The sequence below is a fragment of the Kluyvera fluvialis genome, from assembly GCF_059725275.1.
The window spans coordinates 1,110,460-1,131,341 of sequence record NZ_AP046142.1 but is presented as its reverse complement, the minus strand read 5'-3'; the positions used below and the strand labels follow the sequence as shown (position 1 = coordinate 1,131,341).

The 20,882-nt window shown below is 49.7% G+C and carries 17 protein-coding genes and 2 pseudogenes; 12 read left to right on the top strand and 7 right to left on the bottom strand.

Annotated features, from left to right (window positions below):
* Position 1: 1 nt before the first annotated feature.
* Entirely contained in the window at positions 2–1,426 is a 1,425-nt protein-coding gene (locus AC6I4B_RS05475) for a 6-phospho-beta-glucosidase (RefSeq protein ID WP_497770196.1), read from the top strand.
* Positions 1,427–1,551: 125 nt separating this feature from the next.
* Here the strand turns inward: AC6I4B_RS05475 and AC6I4B_RS05470 are convergent.
* A pseudogene (locus AC6I4B_RS05470) lies at positions 1,552–1,620 on the bottom strand (IS1 family transposase); the annotation flags it as partial.
* A 764-nt stretch (positions 1,621–2,384) separates the two neighbouring features.
* Between AC6I4B_RS05470 and AC6I4B_RS05465 the strand changes: the two are divergent.
* From AC6I4B_RS05465 to AC6I4B_RS05415, 11 genes and pseudogenes are all read left to right on the top strand, one after another.
* On the top strand, positions 2,385–2,906 hold the full coding sequence (locus AC6I4B_RS05465) for a DUF1240 domain-containing protein (protein ID WP_497770195.1): 522 nt from the start codon (positions 2,385–2,387) through the stop codon (positions 2,904–2,906).
* On the top strand, positions 2,903–3,382 hold the full coding sequence (locus AC6I4B_RS05460; protein ID WP_497770193.1) for a hypothetical protein: 480 nt from the start codon (positions 2,903–2,905) through the stop codon (positions 3,380–3,382). Before AC6I4B_RS05465 ends, AC6I4B_RS05460 begins: the two co-directional genes overlap by 4 nt.
* On the top strand, positions 3,358–3,663 hold the full coding sequence (locus tag AC6I4B_RS05455) for a hypothetical protein (protein WP_497770192.1): 306 nt from the start codon (positions 3,358–3,360) through the stop codon (positions 3,661–3,663). Before AC6I4B_RS05460 ends, AC6I4B_RS05455 begins: the two co-directional genes overlap by 25 nt.
* Positions 3,664–3,672: 9 nt before the next feature.
* Positions 3,673–4,170, top strand: coding sequence for a DUF1240 domain-containing protein (locus tag AC6I4B_RS05450; protein ID WP_497770190.1), 498 nt, complete (start codon positions 3,673–3,675; stop codon positions 4,168–4,170).
* Positions 4,160–4,651: a DUF1240 domain-containing protein gene (locus AC6I4B_RS05445; protein ID WP_497770189.1), complete on the top strand. Its 492-nt coding sequence runs from the start codon at positions 4,160–4,162 to the stop codon at positions 4,649–4,651. Before AC6I4B_RS05450 ends, AC6I4B_RS05445 begins: the two co-directional genes overlap by 11 nt.
* A gap of 769 nt (positions 4,652–5,420) precedes the next feature.
* Positions 5,421–8,455: pseudogene (locus AC6I4B_RS05440) on the top strand (beta-galactosidase).
* 97 nt (positions 8,456–8,552) lie between these two features.
* Positions 8,553–9,809 (top strand): ABC transporter substrate-binding protein, encoded by a 1,257-nt coding sequence (locus tag AC6I4B_RS05435; protein ID WP_497770187.1) that lies wholly within the window; start codon positions 8,553–8,555, stop codon positions 9,807–9,809.
* Positions 9,810–9,917: 108 nt separating this feature from the next.
* A complete protein-coding gene (locus AC6I4B_RS05430; protein WP_497770186.1) occupies positions 9,918–10,799 on the top strand; it encodes a carbohydrate ABC transporter permease in 882 nt (293 codons plus the stop codon).
* Complete coding sequence (locus AC6I4B_RS05425; RefSeq protein ID WP_497770184.1) at positions 10,799–11,614, top strand: carbohydrate ABC transporter permease; 816 nt, start codon at positions 10,799–10,801, stop codon at positions 11,612–11,614. The genes AC6I4B_RS05430 and AC6I4B_RS05425 overlap by 1 nt, the downstream gene beginning before the upstream one ends.
* A gap of 59 nt (positions 11,615–11,673) precedes the next feature.
* Entirely contained in the window at positions 11,674–12,753 is a 1,080-nt protein-coding gene (locus AC6I4B_RS05420; RefSeq protein ID WP_497770183.1) for an ABC transporter ATP-binding protein, read from the top strand.
* A gap of 30 nt (positions 12,754–12,783) precedes the next feature.
* Complete coding sequence (locus AC6I4B_RS05415; protein WP_497770181.1) at positions 12,784–15,789, top strand: alpha-mannosidase; 3,006 nt, start codon at positions 12,784–12,786, stop codon at positions 15,787–15,789.
* Between the two features lie 169 nt (positions 15,790–15,958).
* Here the strand turns inward: AC6I4B_RS05415 and hycI are convergent, their stop codons facing one another.
* The 6 genes from hycI to AC6I4B_RS05385 form a co-directional block, all read right to left on the bottom strand.
* Entirely contained in the window at positions 15,959–16,429 is a 471-nt protein-coding gene (gene hycI, locus AC6I4B_RS05410) for a hydrogenase maturation peptidase HycI (RefSeq protein ID WP_497770179.1), read from the bottom strand.
* Positions 16,422–16,832: a formate hydrogenlyase maturation HycH family protein gene (locus AC6I4B_RS05405; protein ID WP_497770178.1), complete on the bottom strand. Its 411-nt coding sequence runs from the start codon at positions 16,830–16,832 to the stop codon at positions 16,422–16,424. The genes hycI and AC6I4B_RS05405 overlap by 8 nt, the downstream gene beginning before the upstream one ends.
* A complete protein-coding gene (locus AC6I4B_RS05400) occupies positions 16,829–17,596 on the bottom strand; it encodes an NADH-quinone oxidoreductase subunit B family protein (RefSeq protein WP_497770176.1) in 768 nt (255 codons plus the stop codon). Before AC6I4B_RS05400 ends, AC6I4B_RS05405 begins: the two co-directional genes overlap by 4 nt.
* A complete protein-coding gene (locus AC6I4B_RS05395; protein ID WP_497770175.1) occupies positions 17,596–18,138 on the bottom strand; it encodes a formate hydrogenlyase complex iron-sulfur subunit in 543 nt (180 codons plus the stop codon). The genes AC6I4B_RS05400 and AC6I4B_RS05395 overlap by 1 nt, the downstream gene beginning before the upstream one ends.
* Positions 18,139–18,231: 93 nt before the next feature.
* Positions 18,232–19,941 carry a formate hydrogenlyase subunit HycE gene (gene hycE / locus AC6I4B_RS05390; RefSeq protein ID WP_497770173.1) on the bottom strand — a complete coding sequence of 570 codons (1,710 nt, stop codon included), beginning with the start codon at positions 19,939–19,941 and terminating at the stop codon, positions 18,232–18,234.
* Positions 19,942–19,957: 16 nt separating this feature from the next.
* On the bottom strand, positions 19,958–20,881 hold the full coding sequence (locus tag AC6I4B_RS05385) for a respiratory chain complex I subunit 1 family protein (protein WP_497770172.1): 924 nt from the start codon (positions 20,879–20,881) through the stop codon (positions 19,958–19,960).
* Position 20,882: the final 1 nt, after the last annotated feature.

The following is a 20,882-nucleotide window of genomic DNA, read 5'->3' as shown; positions in this document are numbered from 1 at the left end:
CATGTCCACATTTCCGCAAGGATTTCTCTGGGGTGGCGCACTGGCCGCCAACCAGGCCGAAGGGGCTTATCGCGAAGGCGGAAAAGGGCTGACAACGGTCGATATGATCCCCCACGGCGTTAACCGGCTGCCGGTAAAACTGGGGCAGGAAAAACGCTTTACGCTGCGTGAAGACGAGTTTTACCCCAGCCACCAGGCCATCGATTTCTATCATCGCTATAAAGAAGATATCGCCCTGATGGCGGAGATGGGCTTTAGCGTGTTCCGCACGTCCATCGCCTGGAGTCGTTTATATCCTAACGGCGATGAATTGACGCCAAACCCTGAGGGCATCGCCTTTTATCGCGACCTGTTTAGCGAGTGCAAAAAATACGCTATTGAGCCGCTGGTCACGCTGTGCCACTTCGATGTGCCGATGCATCTGGTCACGGAATACGGCTCCTGGCGTAACCGCAAAATGGTCGAGTTTTTCACTCGTTATGCGCGCACCTGTTTTGAGGCGTTTGACGGGCTGGTGAAATACTGGCTGACGTTCAATGAAATCAACATCATGCTGCATAGCCCGTTTTCCGGTGCGGGGCTGGTGTTTGAAGAAGGTGAAAATCAGGATCAAGTGAAGTACCAGGCCGCGCACCACGAACTGGTGGCAAGCGCGCTGGCGACCAAAATCGCCCATGAAGTTAACCCGCAAAATCAGGTCGGCTGTATGTTGGCGGGCGGCAATTTTTACCCATACTCCTGTAAGCCAGAGGACGTGTGGGCGGCGCTGGAAAAAGACCGGGAAAACCTGTTTTTTATTGATGTGCAGGCTCGCGGTGCGTATCCGGCCTACTCTGCCCGCGTGTTTCGCGAAAAAGGCGTGGTGATTAAGCGCGAAGCCGACGATGCCGAGATTTTGAAAAACACCGTCGATTTTGTCTCTTTCAGCTATTACGCCTCGCGCTGTGCCTCGGCGGAGATGAACGCCAATAACACCAATGCGGCAAATATTGTGAAATCGCTGAAAAATCCGTATATCGAAGCCAGCGAATGGGGCTGGGGCATTGACCCGCTCGGCCTGCGCATCACCATGAATATGATGTATGACCGCTACCAGAAGCCGCTATTCCTGGTAGAGAACGGTCTTGGCGCGAAAGACGTGGTTAACGCCGATGGACAGATAGATGATGATTACCGCATCAGCTATTTGCGCGAACATATCCGTGCGATGGGCGATGCCATTGAGGACGGTATTCCGGTTATCGGCTACACCACCTGGGGCTGTATCGATCTGGTGGCGGCATCGACCGGCGAAATGAGCAAACGCTACGGGCTGGTATACGTAGACCGTGATGACGCAGGCAATGGCACGCTGGCGCGCACGCGCAAAAAGTCGTTCTGGTGGTATAAAAAAGTAATTGCCAGCAACGGTGAAGATTTAGCGTAACTTGCACTGACAGACAGCGCTGACCTGGCGCTGTCTGTCAGTAATAAATACCGAACCCCGTCAGCCCGCCCTTCCATTCCCCGACTTTCCATTCGCAGCCGATCCTTTTTTGGTAATAACTCCAATTAGTAGAACATGTATTTTTCAATGAAGGCACCGATGACTTTTTCATGCAACTCAACAGAGCGTGAGAAAAATTCAAAAGTGGACATCATGCACTAATTCAACCAATTAGAGGCATCACCGATTTCAGAGACGTCTTTATATTGCTCTTTCTTCCCGTCGCGGGATATTTTTATATATTTGCATTATTGCTCCTGTTTTCGCTATTTACTTTCAATCTCGCGAAGTTGTGGTACAAAGTGATAAATATTGTCTGGGGTATTGTTGCCTTCTTATTCGCAATTCAACTATTCATAGCGAGTTCCATTCATATCTTGAATGGTTATGACTCGTGTGGGCAAAAAGGTCTATTTTCAGGCGCTGACTATGTAAAAAATCCCAAAATGTATGAGCGGTTTGAATACCATCCTGAAAAGGATAAATCCGAGGATGAAAAAAACAGGACGTCATCATGACAAATTTCGTCAGGCAGAGGCAGGAAGGACAAGTGCAGGACGCTTTCTGTTATTTGCCCACGATAGTTGTTTCCCGAATCTATGGAGGCAGGAATGCCTGAGTTAAATAAACAGAATCCATCATGGGCGGATTACCTGGGTGATACCCTGAGCGGTAAGGTGCCCATCAATCAGTTGATACCGCAGCATCCTTCATCGCAGTGGGTTTTCTTATTACTTGGGCGCTGGATGAACTGGATAAGAAATATCATTTGTCGGATGAATTGATTTCAGCAATTAGAGAAGGTATGAGGACGCAGGTCGAAATCGAAAAATGGAATTTTGAACACACCAGCCCATTTACGTATGGCCTGATGAATACACACTGGTAAGGATATGTCATGTCTGGAAAACGAGAGAATCAGGAGCGCATGGCAAGGCGGGCATTGACCAATATCTCAGTAAAAGTGAGGCTGACCGCATTATTTTTATTTAGTTGCACTACTGCTGCAACCGTTTTTATCTTTACAGTCGGCGGTTCTGAGCTTGCCGATATACTATATAAAAAAGACGTTGTTTACTATGACTGGAAAACTATACCGCTTTTCCTTTGGCTTCCGGCATTTTTTTATGCTGATATTCTTATTGTTGCCATGATGTTTTTTCCCGTTACCCGAAACTTACTGGAGTATCTTCTGACAGGGATGAAGGCTGTAGCAGTATATGGATGGCTGATGTTGCTCCTCTCAATTCCACTATCTCTGATAATTTTATTTTACTCATTGAGCAACTACCAATCATGTGGTCAAAAGGGCCCCTTTTCAGGCAGTTATTATGTAAAAGAAATAAAAATGTGTGAGCAGTTTGAATATCATCCGGAAAAGGATAAATCCAAGGATGAAAAAGACAGGACGTCATCATGACAAATTTCATCAGGCAGAGGCAGGAAGGACAAGTGCAGGGCGTGATTGATGATTTGGACAACAGTAAGCCTGTGATTCTTGCCACCACCTATGTAGGTAATATTAAGGACGGCATCGCGGGGGCAAAAAATCTCTCAAAGCTCGCGAGTTATGCTGACGCAGGTAAACTGGTCTACCGACTAAAGGGATTAGGTATCAAAGCCATTCCGTATCAATATGGTGGGCAAGCTTATGTCAAAATTACCGGTTATGCGTCGTTGCGGCGTATCCTCCGGGGGACAAGATATAGAATTAACTCGCCTCAGATACTTGAGTTAGGTATTGGTAAAGCGGGTATTAATGGCAGCATTCTTGAAGGTGCCAAATTCTGCATCTGGTTTTCATTGGCGGTACTGTTCAACTTATCTTTAAATCAGACCATGATGTGGCGACCTTTATTGGTAATATTACGATGGATATTGCCAAGATTATTGTGACGATATTTGTGACGAAGGTTTTGGTTGCGGTTGGCGGGGTTCTGACTACGGTCGCTGCATCTTTTGGAGTCATACTCCCCATTGCAGCAGGAATAGTGCTTCTTGTTGTGGTTGGTTTTTCAATTACACTTGCGCTAGATTATCTGGATCGTAAGTATCATTTATCTGATAAGTTAATTTCAGCGATTAGAGAAGGGATGAAGTCACGGGCGGAAATAGAGAAATGGAACCTTGAACATACCAGTCCATTTATGTTTGGCCTGATGAATACAGGCTGGTAAGGGAATTTTATGTTCAAAAAAGAAACGTTAGAAGTGAGAGTTTTTACAACGCTAAAGGAAAGAATAAAATTTAACATTGCTGGTGTGTTTGTTATTGCCATGCTCACTGGGGGACTCATTTTCTTTACGAATACTAGCGGTGTTGTCATAGTAAGTATTTTTACAGGTGCGGACACATTCTACTACGATTTTAGAGACGTCTTTATATTGCTCTTTCTTCCCGTCGCGGGGTATTTTGATATATTTGCATTGTTGCTTCTGTTTTCACCATTTACTTTCAATCTCGCTAAGTTGTGGCACAAAGCGATAAATATAGTATGGGGGTATGGTCTTATCGCCTTCTTTATCGCCATTCCATTATCTATAGTGATTTCTATTTATATCTTGAATGTTTATGAATCGTGTGGTCAAAAAGGCCCCTTTTCAGGTGTTCACTACGTAAAAGACCTCAAAATGTGTGAGCAGTTTGAATACCATCCTGAAAAGGATAAATCTGATGAACAATAAAAATGAATTGGTGATGAAGAACATGACATTAAAAGAAAGAGTGAAATTCATTCTTGCATGTCTTTTTTTCATTATGGTACTTACTGGTGCATTGATTTTTTTTACCCGTACAAGTTGGGCTACAATCAAGGATGTCTTCGCAGGTGCAGATGCTGTCTACTATAGTTGGCGTGATGTATTTGCATTACTATATTTGCCTGTTATGGGATATTTTGATGTATTAGTGTTCTTGTTTTTGTTCCTTCCCTTTACTGTCGGCATCACGAAGTTATGGTGTAAAGTGATAAAAGCTGTCTGGGGATATATCATCCTCGCATTTATTCTTGCTTTCCCGTTGTCACTGTATATTTCATTCGTTCCCCTTGCTGACTATCATTCGTGTGGCCAAAAAGGTCCCTTTTCAGGCACTGACTACGTAAAGGATCCTAAAATGTGTGAGCAGTTTGAATACCATCCTGAAAAGGATAATGACTCCAATTAGTACGCTGGTATTCAGTCTGTGTGTCGCACTGGCTACTATCCCGGCCACATAGCCCTTTAATTTTTCAGCGAACTGCCTCAGTGCCTTTATGCCGCTTTCCCAGGACGCCTCCAGTAATTCTGACAGCCTGACGTCATGTCCCACCGGTAGGTTTTCCGGATTGCGCAGCAACAACCAGCGGCTCCGTTTGATGACCTGCCGGGATTTCAGAGACACTGAACCCTCTCCAGAAAAAAGAAGTCAGGTTAGCATTCATGGCAACGGCAGTTTTGAAGGTTCAAGGTGTGTTTTGGCGAATACAAACCTAAACGTTCTGACTGCCGTTTTCTATTGGTTCACGCTAACCTGCGATGAACCTTTTTTTATCACTCTATTATTTACATCACAAATATATAGACCATACAAATACATTTAATAATATTATATAAGATTAAAAAACAATATTTATTATATATAAATACAAATAGCTTCCATTGTTAATCAAAAACCAGATTAGACACAAACTAATAAAAATAATAATTATTAGTTTGCGACATTCGTATACTTTTTCGGCAAAAAAACTATCACCAAAATAACCTCAAGGGTATACGTTGTGGCGATATCCGGCGGGCTAGCGCTTATCGTCACGTCGATTAATGATTGCCGTCATTCTTAACAAGTATATTACTTAAAGGATTCAATGGATAAGATCATGAAACCTGTCTCATACACTTCAAATATATCATCACTTGTCGATATTCTTTCAAGAAATGACTGGCAACGCCAATCCATCAGTGAAATTAATCGACTCAAAGCGCATACACCACTACATGGATGGGAAAATGCCCTTTCAGCCCGAGACGATCAAACGTCGCAGGCCGAAATATCACTCAATGGTGAATGGCAATTTAGCTATTTCGCCTGCCCTCAGGATGTACCAGAGGCCTGGCTGACGGGGATATTGCCGGATGCGAAACCCATAAACGTCCCTTCCAACTGGCAAACCGAGGGATATGACACCCCCATCTATACCAATATTCGCTATCCCATTCCCGTCACCCCGCCTGATGTCCCACATGAAAACCCCACCGGCTGTTATTCCCTGGATTTCACCGTGCCTGACCACTGGCAAGCATCGGGGCAGACGCGAATAATATTGGGTGGCGTGGATTCGGCATTTTATCTGTGGTGCAACGGTCAGTGGATTGGTTATTCGCAGGATAGCCGCCTGCCTGCTGAATTTGATCTTAGCGAGGTTCTTAAACCAGGCAGCAACCGCCTGTGCGTCCTGGTATTGCGCTGGAGCGCGGGGACTTATCTTGAAGATCAGGATATGTGGCGCATGAGCGGTATTTTCCGCCCGGTCACGTTACTCCATTTACCAACGCAGTCGATTGCCGATTATTGTCTTGAAACCACCCTGGATGACACTTTTCGTCAGGGCACATTATCGGCAACTATCACGCTCAATAATGTTTCCCCCGCCAGTGGCTACCGAATTAAAACGGCGCTCTGGCGCGGCGAACACGAAATCGCCTCCGCTACGGAGCATGTCGGACGCGGGCATAACGATTATGCCGAGCGTCTGAACATCCAACTCACCGTCGATAAGCCATTATTGTGGAGCGCCGAACAACCCTGGCTGTATCGGGTGGTTATCTCGTTACTGGACGCAAACGATCAGGCAATCGTGAGCGAAGCCTGTGATGTCGGCTTCAGGAAAATCGAGGTTCAGGATGGCCTGCTCAAAGTTAACGGCAAGCCGGTATTAATTCGCGGCGTCAATCGCCACGAGCACCACCCGATAACGGGCCACACCGTGAGTTACGCTGACATGGTGCAAGATATCCTGCTGATGAAGCAGAATAATTTTAACACCGTGCGCTGCTCTCATTACCCTAATCAACCACAGTGGTATGCATTATGCAGCCGCTATGGTCTGTACGTGATTGATGAAGCCAATATCGAATCGCATGGCATGGCATGGAGCCAGTGAACCGTTTATCGGACGATCCGCTTTGGCTTGCCGCTTACGCCGAGCGTGTCACCCGCATGGTGCTGTGCAACCGTAATCATGCCAGCATTATCATCTGGTCGCTGGGCAATGAATCCGGTTTCGGGGCTACCCATACCGCGCTGTACAACTGGGTTAAACAACAAGACCCCACGCGGCCGGTGCAGTATGAAGGCGGCGGAGCCAATACCCAGGCGACCGATATCATTTGCCCGATGTATGCGCGCGTTGACACCACGCTCGAAGAAAACCCACCAAAATGGTCGATAAAAAAATGGCTGAGTTTACCCGGTGAAAATCGCCCGCTCATTTTATGTGAGTATGCCCATGCGATGGGCAATAGTCTGGGTAACTTTGCCGATTACTGGCGAGCTTTTCGGGAGTACCCGCGCTTACAGGGCGGCTTCATCTGGGACTGGGCCGATCAATGCCTGACCCGTTACGACGCGCAAGGCAATCCGTGGTGGGCGTACGGCGGTGATTTTGGCGATGCCCCTAACGATCGCCAGTTCTGTATGAACGGGGTGGTTTTCCCGGATCGCACCCCGCATCCCAGCCTGTCAGAAGCCAAATATCATCAGCAGTATTTCCAGTTTCAGTTGCTCAGCACCCAGCCTCTGACCATTGCTGTCAGCAGCGAGTTTCTGTTCAGAAATAGCGATAATGAACGCCTGTACTGGGCGATTGAAGCGCAGGGTGAAGTTCGCCAGCAGGGTACGCTGCCGTTGTTACTGGCACCTGGCGAAACCCAGCAAATTGTCCTTAGCGCAACCGGGTTTGATGCCCAGCCAGATGATGAAATGGTCTGGCTGAATCTTCGCGTCGAGCATATTGCGCCCACCGCGTGGGCTGAAGCGGGTCACTGTTGCGCGCAGGAACAGTGGCATCTGCCAACGCCGCTGCCCGCCGTTAAAGCGGTGAAATTTATCGCAGCCCCTGAACTTTGCACCACCGATCAATATTACCAAATTGACTGGCAAAACCAGCAATGGCAGGTGTGTCGGGAAACCGGCGCGCTCTCACAATGGCGGGTAGATGGCGAACCGCAGCTTCTGGAGCCGCTGGTCGATCAGTTTATGCGCGCGCCGCTGGATAACGATGTCGGTAGCGGCGACCCAGCAACCCTGAATATGAATATTTGGGACGGCCGCTGGAAAGCTGCCGGACTGTATGATTTAGCGCACCATTGCCATCGCAGCACCGCCGAAGCCACGCAGGACGGCATCGTGGTAAAAGCGCTCCACGCCTATTATTTAGCGACCGATAGCGACCATCAGCAGCCCATTATCATCAGCCAGTGGACGATGACCGTGGATAATGCCGGGCAATTACAGGTGGCGATTGATGTCAAACGGGATATGAGGTTGCCTCCCCTGCCCCGCATCGGCGCGGTGTGCCAGTTAGTCTCGGATAACTCGCCTGTCACCTGGCTTGGTCGTGGCCCGCATGAAAATTATCCTGACCGCTTGTCGGCAGCACAGTTTTCTCGCTGGACGCAGCCGTTATCGGCCATGACCACGCCGTACATCTCACCTTCTGAAAACGGTCTGCGTTGCGATACTCGCGCGCTCTCATGGCAGCGCTGGCAGGTTCGCGGTCATTTCCATTTTTCACTCAGCCCATACGGCAGACGTCAGTTGATGGAAACCTCGCACTGGCACTTGATGCAGGAAGAAAAAGGGGTATGGCTGACTCTTGATGGCTTCCATATGGGCGTCGGCGGCGATGATTCCTGGACCATGAGCGTTCATCCTGAATATTTATTGCAAGAGCCAGAATATCACTGGTCTTTTACCCTCGCGTATCAGTGAGTTTTGCCGGATTTGCTCATGGATGAGCAGATCTATCATAAATGGTTGGTGACAGGGAAAAGACTCAGAACATCAAATATCAAAAGGAATCATGGATATGATCAAGCGTAAACTATTTGTCGCATCACTGGCATTAAGCGCGGTATTTAGCGTTCAGGCACAGGAAATTACTATCTGGTCGTGGGATCCTAATTTCAATATTCCCATTATGAAAGAAGCGGGAGAGATCTACCGTAAAACCCATCCCGATGTGACTTTTAATGTCGTCGATATGGGGAAATCTGACGTTGAGCAAAAAATCCAGACCATGCTGACTTCCGGCGTAACAGAGGGGCTGCCGGATATTGTTTTAGTGGAAGATAATAAAATACAGCGCTATATCCAGTTCTATCCAGGGGCGTTTGAGCCTCTTGACGGGAAAATTGATTACAACGTTTTCGCCAATCAGAAAATAGCAACAATGAAGCATGAGAATAAAACCTATGGCGTCCCGTTTGATTCCGGGGTAACGGGGCTATTTTATCGTAAGGACATTATTGAACAGGCCGGTTTCAGCGAAGCGGATATGAAAAACCTGACCTGGGATCGCTATATAGAAATTGGCAAACAGGTGGACAGTAAAACCGGCAAAAAAATGTTAGCTATCGACCCTAATGATACCCTGTTGATCAATATTATGTTGCAGTCCGCAGGTTCATGGTTTTTTGATAAAGATAATCAGCCAACTATCGCAAACAACGACGCATTAAAAGCTGCGCTGCAATATTATGTCAAAATTAATAATTCCGGGATCGTCAAACCGGTATTTGGTTGGTCGGAAGCCACCAATACGCTGAATAATGAAAAAAATAACGTCGCCAGTGTGATAACCGGTGTCTGGGGGATCAGCACTATCAAAGCAGAACCTAAACAGGCGGGTAAATGGCGGGTGGCAGAAATTCCGGTCATGGAAGGGGTGAAGGGCGCAACCCACGCATCTAACCTCGGCGGCTCCAGTTGGTACGTTCTCGCCAGCAGTAAGCAAAAAGACACTGCAATTAGTTTTCTAAGTGATATTTATGTCAAAAATATTGATTTTTATCAGTCAATCCTGAAAAGCCGGGGAGCGATGGGTTCAAATCTGTTGGCCAAAGAGGGTGATGCTTATAAAGCGCCCGATCCTTATTTTGGTAATACACCAATCTGGAGCAACTTTAGCGACTGGCTGAAAATTATTCCTAGCATTAATTATGGTATCTATTCTGATGAAGCCGCGATGGCACTTAATGAGCAACTTCCGCAAATATTGAAAGGCAAATCTATCGATAAAGCGTTAAGTGATACTGAGGAACAGGTCAAAACGCAAATTCAATAACTTTGTGTACTTAGTCTACTACTTCGGGTTGCGGTCAGACGCTGCAACCCGAAGCATGACAGGTATTATGGGCAAGGGATCTCCCGCCCTGTTATATGAGGATTAGTTATGGCGTTATTGCGTCCTAAACAGACCATAATGATTAATAGCTGGGTATTTGTTTTACCTGCACTATTCTTGGTGTTGACATTCACCCTCTATCCGGTAGTGAAATCATTATGGCTGTCATTCCATGCAGGACAGGGCATGATCACTCGGTTTGTCGGTCTGAATAATATATACCGACTGGTTGGCGATCCAGTGTTCCATAAAACACTGTTTAATACTTGTATTTTCTTAGTCATCCAGATGCCGGTCATGATTATACTGGCGATGATCGTCGCCGCATGTCTTAATATACCTAACCTCAAATTCCGTAGCCTCTGGCGCACGGCTGTCTTTTTACCTTGTATCACTTCGCTGGTGGCCTACTCGATCCTGTTCAAAAGTATGTTCTCTTTTGACGGCATCATTAACTACGCCTTACTGGCGTTAGGGATTATCTCCGAACCCATTTCATGGTTATCCGACCCCTTCTGGGCGCGAATAGTCATTGCCTCGGCGATCACCTGGCACTGGACGGGCTATAACATGATTTTTTATATTGCAGCGATGCAAAACATTGACCGGTCGATTTATGAAGCGGCGCGCATTGATGGCGTATCAGAAACCCGGCAATTTTTATCCATCACCGTTCCGATGTTAAAACCGGTTATCCTGTTTACTACCGTCACCTCAACTATCGGTACGTTACAGCTATTTGATGAGACGATGAATATTACAGCAGGAGGGCCGGTCAACAGTACCTTAACCCTCTCAATGTATATTTATAATCTTTCCTTTAAATTTGTCCCCAATTATGGTTATGCCGCGACGGTTTCTTACGTCATTGTCGTATTAGTCGCCATGCTGGCATTTATTCAATTCTGGCTGGCACGGGAGCGTGATTAATGAATGGGTTCAGAGTGATTCGCCGTAGCTTAACCTACCTGTTTATGGTAGTTATCTCTTTCCTTTCAGTGTTCCCATTTATCTGGATGATTATTGGTGCAACCAACTCCAGTAACGATATTATCAAAGGGAAGATGTCATTTGGTCATCAGCTCATCGTCAATTTTCAAAAGCTGAATGAACTGTTTGATATTGGGCTGATATTATGGAATACCAGCAAAATAGCCATTATCGGTTCAATATTAACTTTATTAATCTCATCAATGGCAGGCTATGGTTTTGAGATATTTCGCTCGCGGGTAAAAGAAAAAATTTACCAGGGACTATTATTAACCATGATGATCCCTTTTGCCGCCACGATGATCCCGCTGTTCACGCTGCTGGCGACGTTTGGCTTTATCAACTCACATTTAGCGGTGATCTTGCCCGGTATTACCTCGGTATACCTTATCTTTTATTTTCGCCAGAGTACCAAAGCCTTTCCTGCTGATTTGCGCGATGCCGCGCGGGTGGATGGGTTAAAAGAGTGGAAGATATTTCTGTTTATCTATATTCCCGTAATGCGTTCAACGTACGCCGCCGCCTTTATTATCGTATTTATGTCGGCATGGAATAGCTACATCTTGCCATTACTTGTTTTGCAATCTAATGAACAGAAAACATTTACGCTGGTGATTTCATCACTGGGTTCTGCTTATTTGCCTGATTTCGGCATCATTATGCTGGTCACCGTGATAGCCACCGCGCCAATGTTACTGGTCTTCTTCGCAATGCAAAAACAATTTGTTCAGGGAATGTTGGGTTCAGTTAAGTAGAACGACATATCCACTCGATTACCGTGGTAGGAAAAATACCTGCCAGAGAGGTTAGTAAAATGGCTAAAGTCAATTTAACGGGTATACAAAAATCATTTGGCAAAATCGAAATTATCAAGGATGTCGATTTAAACATTAATGACGGTGAGTTTGTGGTATTTGTCGGCCCTTCCGGTTGCGGAAAATCAACGCTGTTACGCCTGATCTCCGGGCTGGAAGAAATTTCTGCTGGTGAGCTGACGATTGATGGCGTACGCATGAATGATGTTGATCCTTCACAGCGCGGCATTGCGATGGTGTTTCAGACCTATGCCCTCTACCCGCATATGACGGTAAAAGAAAATATGGCGTTTGCCCTCAAACATGCGGGCGTGTCGAAAGAGGAAATAGAAAGAAAGGTATTGCAGGCCGCTAGCGCGTTAGAGCTGGAACCGCTGCTAAAACGTAAGCCGAAAGCGTTATCCGGCGGTCAGCGGCAGCGCGTGGCAATAGGCCGAGCGATTGTTCGTGATCCAAAAGTCTTTTTATTCGATGAACCGCTCTCCAACCTTGATGCCGAACTGCGTGTGCAAATGCGTATTGAAATTGCCCGTCTGCATCGGGAGCTGCAAACCACCACGATTTATGTCACCCACGATCAGGTAGAAGCCATGACCCTGGCAGACAAAATCGTGGTATTGCGAGCAGGGAAAATAGAACAGGTAGGCTCACCGCTGGAATTATACGACGACCCAGCCAACCTTTTTGTCGCCGGATTTATCGGTTCACCCAAAATGAATTTTATCGACGGTGAGATTATTTCCCAAAGTGAAAAAGGCGTGGTTGTTTCCCTGCCAAAATTTTCCGGAGACCACATTACCATTCCCATTAAAACGCGGGTTGCACAAGGCAGCCGCGTAAAAATCGGTATTCGACCAAAGCAATTTGATGATGCAGGAGATGCTTCGCTCACGCTCACCATCGATATGCTGGAACAACTCGGCAGCGAGACATTTGCTTATGCCCGTAATCCGGCGGGCGGGAGTTTGATTATAGAAACACGCCACGGACGCGATCTGACGCTTAACACTCACTATACCGCCCGTTTTTTTAGCCGCGCATTGTTAATGTTTGGCGAAGATGAACAGCGCATTTATTAATCCGAACTTCATGATTGAAAGGAATTCATTATGCTCAAGTTTTATGAGAAGTCGCTGAAAGATATTGATTATCTGATTAAGAAAATAAAAGACACAATTTATTCTCCGGTGGCTGAAGTTACGGTTTTTGGGAGCGTCACGCCGGAGCCGGTCCCCTTCGCACAGCGCCAACAGGGCACGCCTGTTGAATTCAAAAAAGGAGAAAGCTGGGGCAAGCTGTGGGACTGCGCCTGGGTCAATGTCTGCGGCACGATTCCAGAATCCGCCCGCAGTCAGCATGTGGTACTGCACTTTGACTGCGGCGGCGAATCGCTGATTTACGACCGCCAGGGAAACCCCATACGCGGCCTGACCAACGTCGATTCCACGTTTGAAACCAGCCTGGGGCTACCGGGTAAAACCGTCTGGCAACTGACTGCGGAGAACTGCCCGAATGGCAAAGTAGACCTGTGGCTGGATCTGGCCTGTAACGATCTGTTCGGTAATTTGGGCAGCGGTACGCTGGATCTGGCTGAAATCGCCGTATGTCATGATGAACTACGCGCGCTCTATTATGACGCCTGGGTGCTGTTCGATCTGTTAAAAAGCCTGGATGCTGAATCGCCCCGTTACCGACGGCTGGTGGTGTGTCTGGAGCAGGCGCTGGATTTGGCTACCGGTTATTCTGACGACGCCATTGCCGCTGCCCGACAATGCCTGGCAACCGAGCTGAATAAAAAAGGCGGCGACCCCACGATTACCGTCACCGGCATTGGTCACGCACATATCGATCTGGCCTGGTTGTGGCCGCTGCGCGAAACAAAGCGCAAAGGCGCGCGCACCTTCTCCACCGCGCTGGATCTGCTGGCACGCTATCCTGATTACCATTTTGGTGCCAGCCAACCACAGCTATTTCAGTGGATAAAAGAAGATCACCCGCAGTTATTTGAACGCGTTAAACAGCAGGTTAAAGCTGGACGTTTCGAAATTCAGGGCGATATGTGGGTAGAGCCGGATATGAACGTGCCGTCGGGAGAATCGCTGGTACGGCAGTTTATCTATGGTCGCCAGTTCTGGCAGCAGGAATTTTCGCAAGTCACCAATATGCTGTGGCTTCCTGATGTATTTGGCTATAACGCCAACCTGCCACAGATTATGAAAAAAAGTGGAATTGATTATTTTATGACGCAAAAGCTGTCGTGGAATGAGCATAATAAATTCCCGCACCATACGTTTATCTGGCACGGCATTGACGGTACTGGCGTATTAACGCATATGCTGCCAGAGGAAAACTATAATAGCCCGGCCGCACCACGCGGCATTAAATTTATAGAAAAGAACTATCAGGATGCAGGCGTCTGCGACAGCGCCCTGATGCTGTTTGGTATTGGTGACGGCGGCGGTGGCCCAGGGCCAGAACATCTGGAACGGCTGCAACGAATTAAAGACCTGAACGGTATTTCCCCGGTAAAACAGGGAAAAGCCTGCGACTTTTTCCATCATATTGCCAAAGACCAGCGCAATTATCCGCATTATAAAGGTGAGCTGTATTTAGAAAAACATCAGGGCACACTGACAACTCAGGCGAGAAATAAATTCTACAATCGTAAAATGGAAAATGCATTGCGCGAACTGGAATTCGCCGCCAGCAGAATGTCTTTCTATACTCAAGCCGCCTATCCCGTAGAGCAGTTGCGTCAAATTTGGCAGGAAGTGTTGCTGTATCAGTTCCATGATATTTTGCCGGGTTCATCAATAAAACGCGTTTATGATGAATCTGTCGCCCGCTACGCTATTTTACTGGCGGAGGTAGAGCAACTGACTCAACACTATCTCACAGAGTTTGCAGAATATTGCGCCGTCCCCGCCGGTAATACGGTTGCCCATAATATTACGGGCTTTGCCCGCGAAGCCTGGGTTGCGATGGCAGACGGCTACCGTCATATCACGCTGCCAGCCTTCGGTTATACGGAGTTGGATAACCTACCGTCACCTGCGATCCCTGCCATGACGGTGCAGGATACCTGTCTTGAAAATGAGGTAATTCGCATCGTTTTTAATGCGCAGGGACACATCAGCGAGATTATCGATACAGAAACGGGCAAATCGGTTCTGCGCGATAATACGCTCGGCAACCAACTGGCGGTGTATGACGATATCTGCGGTAACTGCTGGGATATTGATATTACGTGGCGGAACCGGACGCCAGAATACTTTGTTCTTAGCGAGGTCACGTCGCGTCAGGAAGGCCCACTGGCGATTGTTGAGCAGCATTACCGCTATGGGAATTCAACGCTACAGCAGACCATTAGCCTGACGCCAGGCAGCAAACTCATCACCTTTACCACGACTGTCGATTGGCATGAAAACTTAAAAATGCTGCGTACTTCGTTCGATGTGGCGGTATTTAGCGATGACGTTAATTGCGATATCCAGTTCGGCAAATTTAAGCGCAGTACGCTGACGCGCAATGTTTATGACGCGGCTCAGTTTGAAATATGCGCGCATAAATGGATTGATTATTCCGAGCGCGATTATGGCGTGGCGCTTATCAACGATTGCAAATATGGGCACTATGCGAAGAACGGTATTCTCGATCTTAACTTGCTGCGCTCGCAGAATTCCCCCGGCGTTGATGCCGATCGCGGGCAGCACACTTTCAGCTACGCGCTGTTCCCGCACTGCGGCGATGAGGTGGAAGGCCAGGTTAACCGCGAAGCGTATCTCTTTAATAACCCTCTCAAACTGTGTACCCATGAGGGCAGCGTTACAGGCAGCAATCATCGTGTCGCCAGCAGTTTTATTCGCTGCGATTCACCGCACGTCTGCGTGGAAACCATCAAGCAAACCGAAGCCGGAGAAGGGTTGGCGCTTCGCCTTTATGAGTTTGATGGTTGCCACACCCTGGCGATGGTCACGTTAGACCCGCGAATTACGCAAGGGCAACTGTGCAATCTGATGGAGGAAAACGGTGAACCCGTTACGATAAAAGAGGGCAAAGTGATGCTCACCTTTACGCCTTTTGAGATTAAAACGCTGGTCGTTAGCGTCGAATAGATCCGTATCGTCTGTGCCGGATGGCGCTCGCGCTTATCCGGCCTACACAATAACTAATCCGTGGGAGTAACATTGTGGAAATGCTGATAATGCCCCTCCACAACGTACCACTCAACGACTCAATGTTCATCGTAGGCCGGATAAGCGTTAGCGCCATCCGGCTTTACCGCTACTCTTCTGCCGCTTCTAACTCCGCAAACCCGCCGTTGCCTTCCCAGCCTTCCAGGCGCTGGTAAACGACGTCTACGGCATCTTTAATCGCCTGCGTCATCGGGTAATAGAACCCGACGATATCCGGCTGAATACCGAGGAAAATCACCTCGCCCACATCCTCTTTTAGCTGATCAACCAAATAGTTGAGCGGCATATTGTGGGTGGTCATCATAAACATTTCCGCAATGTCGTCCGGGTCGATGATGCGGATCTCGCCAGGATTCAGCCCCATATCGGTAGCATCAACAATCAGCAACCGCTCCGGGTTCAGCTCGCGAATCGCCACAATGTCGTTTTCCGGCGCGCTGCCGCCATCAATCACTACCCAGTTGCCCTTCGGCGCGCTAGCACACATTTCAGCAAGCAACGGGCCTGCGCCATCGTCGCCCATCATGCTATTGCCAACACATAATAAAACGTCAGTCACGGAGCCTCCGAACCATTAAGTAAATTGCACTTTCCTGATGAATGGCGTGCAGCATGTTGAGCATCGCCTGGCTCCATTCCTGCTGCTTCGGCGTTTGCGCCGCACGGGCTTTATCAAACGCGTGAGCCAGCATCGACACATGATTGCTGTCGATAACGATTTCGCCATACTTCGGCACGCCTTCCATTTTACGCCGTGCCGTACTGCCCTCTTCCAGCGTAGCAATCCATGCCAGATATTCATCCCACGGGCAGGTCAGCGCGGCTTCGAGGCAGTCGATGACCCCGAGGTGGTGGCCAATCGCCAGGCTGTAATAGACAACCTGCTGCGCCTCGTCGGGCGTTGCATCGTTCTCATCAATAAATTTACGGCTCAGTTGACTGAACACCACCTGTTCGCTCATCGAATACGTGCCTCTTCTACTACGTGATTCAGTTGCGTGACGATTTCCGTCAAACGCGGATCGTTTTCCGTTGCCAGCCATTGCTCAACCTGGGTATCGCCCTGGCCCAGACGCAGCATATAGTCGTCGGCAATTTGGCGGCCATAGCGATAACCCGCCAGGCGGCGCGCGGCGCGGTCAACTTTAACGCGCAGCGGTTGCATCATATCTGGATGCAGAATTTCCGCCGGTTGCGCGTCCAGTTCACCCGGTGCGCGGGCGTGGATTTTCTGCTCCAGCAGGCCAAGCGCCATCGCAAAACCGTACAGCGTTGCCGCAGGCGTTGGCGGGCAGCCTGGAATATACACATCCACCGGCACGATTTTATCGGTTCCGCCCCAGACGCAGTACAGGTCGTGGAAGATACCGCCGCTGTTACCGCAAGCGCCGTACGAGATACAGATTTTTGGATCTGGCGCAGACTGCCAGGCACGCAGCGCCGGGGAGCGCATCGCACGAGTAACTGCTCCGGTGAACAGCAAAATGTCAGCATGGCGCGGTGACGGTACGACCTTAATCCCGAAACGTTCGGCGTCGAACAGCGGCGAAAGCGTGGCGAAAATCTCAATTTCACAGCCGTTACAGCCACCGCAGTCCACGCGATAAACGTAGGCAGAACGTTTGATATTTTTCAGCAGCGAGGCTTTCATGCTGGCGATAGATTCTTCTACCGTCATCGGTACTGGCATACCGTTGGCGTCGCGTGGCCCTATTAAGTTGCTCATCAGATGGCCTCTTTCATGTGGCGAGTCAGGTCAATACGGTCGGAAGGCACCAAACATTTCTGACGCTTACATTCCGGGCAGGTCTCAAAACTTTCGCGGTGGTTTTCCGCACGGCTGTCGCCGTTGTGTTTCAGCAGCGCAATGGCGTAATCAATCTCTTTTTGTACCGCAAATGGGCGTTTGCACACCCGGCAGTTGCAGATATCAAAGCGAGACTGCTGAAGGAAATCTTCTTTTTTCCATACCGCCAGTTCGTATTCCTGCGACAGCTTAATCGCCGCCGTTGGGCACACTTCTTCACAGCGACCACAAAAAATGCAGCGCCCCAGGTTGAACTGCCACGCCAGTTGGTTGGTAGCGCGGTCGGTTTCCACCGTCAGGGCATTCGACGGGCAGGCGTTCACGCACGCCGCGCAGCCAATGCACTGCTGTGGATTATGTTCCGGTTTGCCACGGAAATTTTTATCAACCGGCATCGGCTCCAGCGGATAAGACGACGTCGTAGTGCCGGTTTTAATGACTTTTTTAATAAAGGTAAACATAGTTGCTCCCAGCTTGCGTGCGGTTTTCTGCCCCTAATCCTCTCCCTGGAAGGGAGAGGGTCGGGCTGAGGGGAACCTCACGCAATGGCTCAATTATTTCAGCGGCGAGTTCTTACGCTCGATGCTGTAGCGCTCAAGCTCTTTGTACGGCACGACTTTGCTTTTCTTCTTACGCACATCGACCACGGTCATACGGTCAGTACAGGAGTAGCAAGGATCGAGGCTACCGATAATCAGCGGCGCGTCGGACACGGTGTTGCCGCGCAGCATGTAGCGCAGGGTCGGCCAGTTGGCGTAGGTCGCCGCACGGCAGCGCCAGCGGTACAGTTTCTGGTTGTCGCCGGTCATGCTCCAGTGGATATCGTCACCGCGCGGTGCTTCAGAGAAGCCCAGCGCGAAGCGGTGTGGAATGTAGGTGAAACCTTCCACCGCCAGCGGGCCGCCCGGCAGGTTGTCCAGACCGTAGTCAATCATGTTCAGCGCGGTAAACACTTCATTGATACGCACTTTCAGGCGCGAAATAACATCGCAGCCCTGCTCGCTGTGAACTTCCATCGGCAGCAGACCATAGCCCACAAACGGGTGATCGGCGCGGGTGTCGCGCGCGTGACCGCTGGCGCGAACCATTGGGCCAACGTTACTGAAGTCGCGGGCGATTTGCGGGTCAAGACGACCAATCCCGACGGTGCGCTGTTCCATGTTCGGGGTGCTCAGCAGAATATCCACCAGGTCCTGCACGTCACGGCGCATCTGCTGCGCCAGTTGACGGGTCTGGATCATGTCGTCTTTCAGGAAGTCACGACGGATACCGCCAATCAGGTTCAGGCCGTAGGTTTTACGCGCACCGGTGAGGATTTCCGCCATTTTCATGGAGGCCTCACGCACGCGGAAGAACTGCATAAACCCGGAGTCAAAACCGGTGAAGTGGCACGCCAGGCCGAGGTTCAGCAGATGCGAGTGCAGGCGTTCAACTTCCAGCAGAATGGCGCGGATCATCTGCGCACGTTCCGGCACGACGATGCCCATCGCATTCTCGACGGAGGTGGTATACGCGGTGCTGTGTGCAAAGCCGCAAATACCGCAAACACGGTCAGACAAGAAGGTGACTTCGTTGTAGCCCATACGGGTTTCCGCCAGTTTTTCCATGCCACGGTGGACATAGAACAGACGGTAATCGGCATCAATGATGTTCTCGCCGTCAACGAACAGGCGGAAGTGGCCAGGTTCATCGGAGGTGACGTGCAGCGGGCCAATCGGCACGACGTTGTTTTTCTTGCTGCCCAGTTCGTTGATGAACTCGTAGGTTTCCGCATCGGTCGTCGGCGCCGGGCGCTGGCGGTAATCCATGCTGTCTTTACGCAGCGGATACAGCTCGTCCGGCCAATCATCCGGCAGCACCAGGCGGCGTTCGTCCGGCAGGCCGACGGGGATCAGGCCGTACATATCGCGCACTTCACGCTCGCCCCAAACCGCCGCCGGAACGCGTGGCGTTACGGAAGGATATTCAAGGGTGTTGGCGTCCACTTCCACGCGCACGGTAATCCAGCACTTCGTGCCCTTCTCCATCGACAGCACGTAGTACACGGCGTAGTGACCGTTCAGTTTACGTTCGTCATTGCCGAACAGCACCGACAGCCAGCCACCCTGCTGGTAGTAAAGATACTCGACGACTTCCGGCAGGTAGTTCACCTTAACGGTGATCGTTAACTGATCTTTGGTCTGCCAGGCTTCGTCCAGCACCACACCGGGGAAGGCCTGATGCAGCGCCGCAAGGTAGTGTTGACCCACTTTTTCTTCAGACATGCTCAAAACTCTCTTATCACGCCACCAGCAAGGAGACGAAAGCTAAAAAGGCTAAACCGAAGCCGGTCCAGGTGATACGGCCAGTGATATCCAGACGCAGACGCGCCATGCTGTTTTCAAACAGGGCGATAATCAGTACGCCAACCACCAGTTTGACGATGGCAGCAATCACCGCGACCAGCAGGCCGCTGACGCTAAAGCTGGTCATCTGTCCCCACGGGATAAAGACGCCGACAAACATTTGCAGCACCACGAGCTGTTTCAGGCTAATGCCCCACTTCAGCACACCGAAACCGCTACCGCTGTATTCGGACAGCGGGCCTTCCTGAAGCTCCTGCTCGGCTTCCGCCAGGTCGAACGGCAGTTTGCCCATTTCGATAAAGGTGGCGAAGGCACAGGCGCAGAACGCCAGCACCAGCGGAACGCTGCGGCTCACCGGCCACTGGTAAATCGTGGCGGTGATGTTGCTGATATGGGTAGAACCGGCGACCAGCGCGGCAACCCACAGACCGAGCAGCAGAATCGGCTCGACCAGCACGCCCAGCATCGCTTCACGGCTTGCGCCGATGGCGGTGAACGGGCTACCGGTATCCAGACCAGCGATAGCAAAGAAGAAACGCGCGACGGCAAACAGGTAAATCAGGGTTATCAAGTCACCCACACCCGGCAGCGGCGAGGCAATGGTGACCACGGGCAGCGCCGTGGCGATAGTCAGCATCACGCCAACCATCACAAACGGCGTCAGGCGGAACACCCAACCAGAAGCGTCCGGGCCTACGCTCTGGCGGCCCAGCAGTTTGATAATGTCGCGATACTCCTGCATCACGCCTGGGCCACGACGGTTATGCAACCGTGCGCGCGCCACGCGAGTAATACCGGAGAGCAACGGCGCAACGGCAAACAACACCAGCGCCTGCAATAAAGCAAATAAGACCGTCATG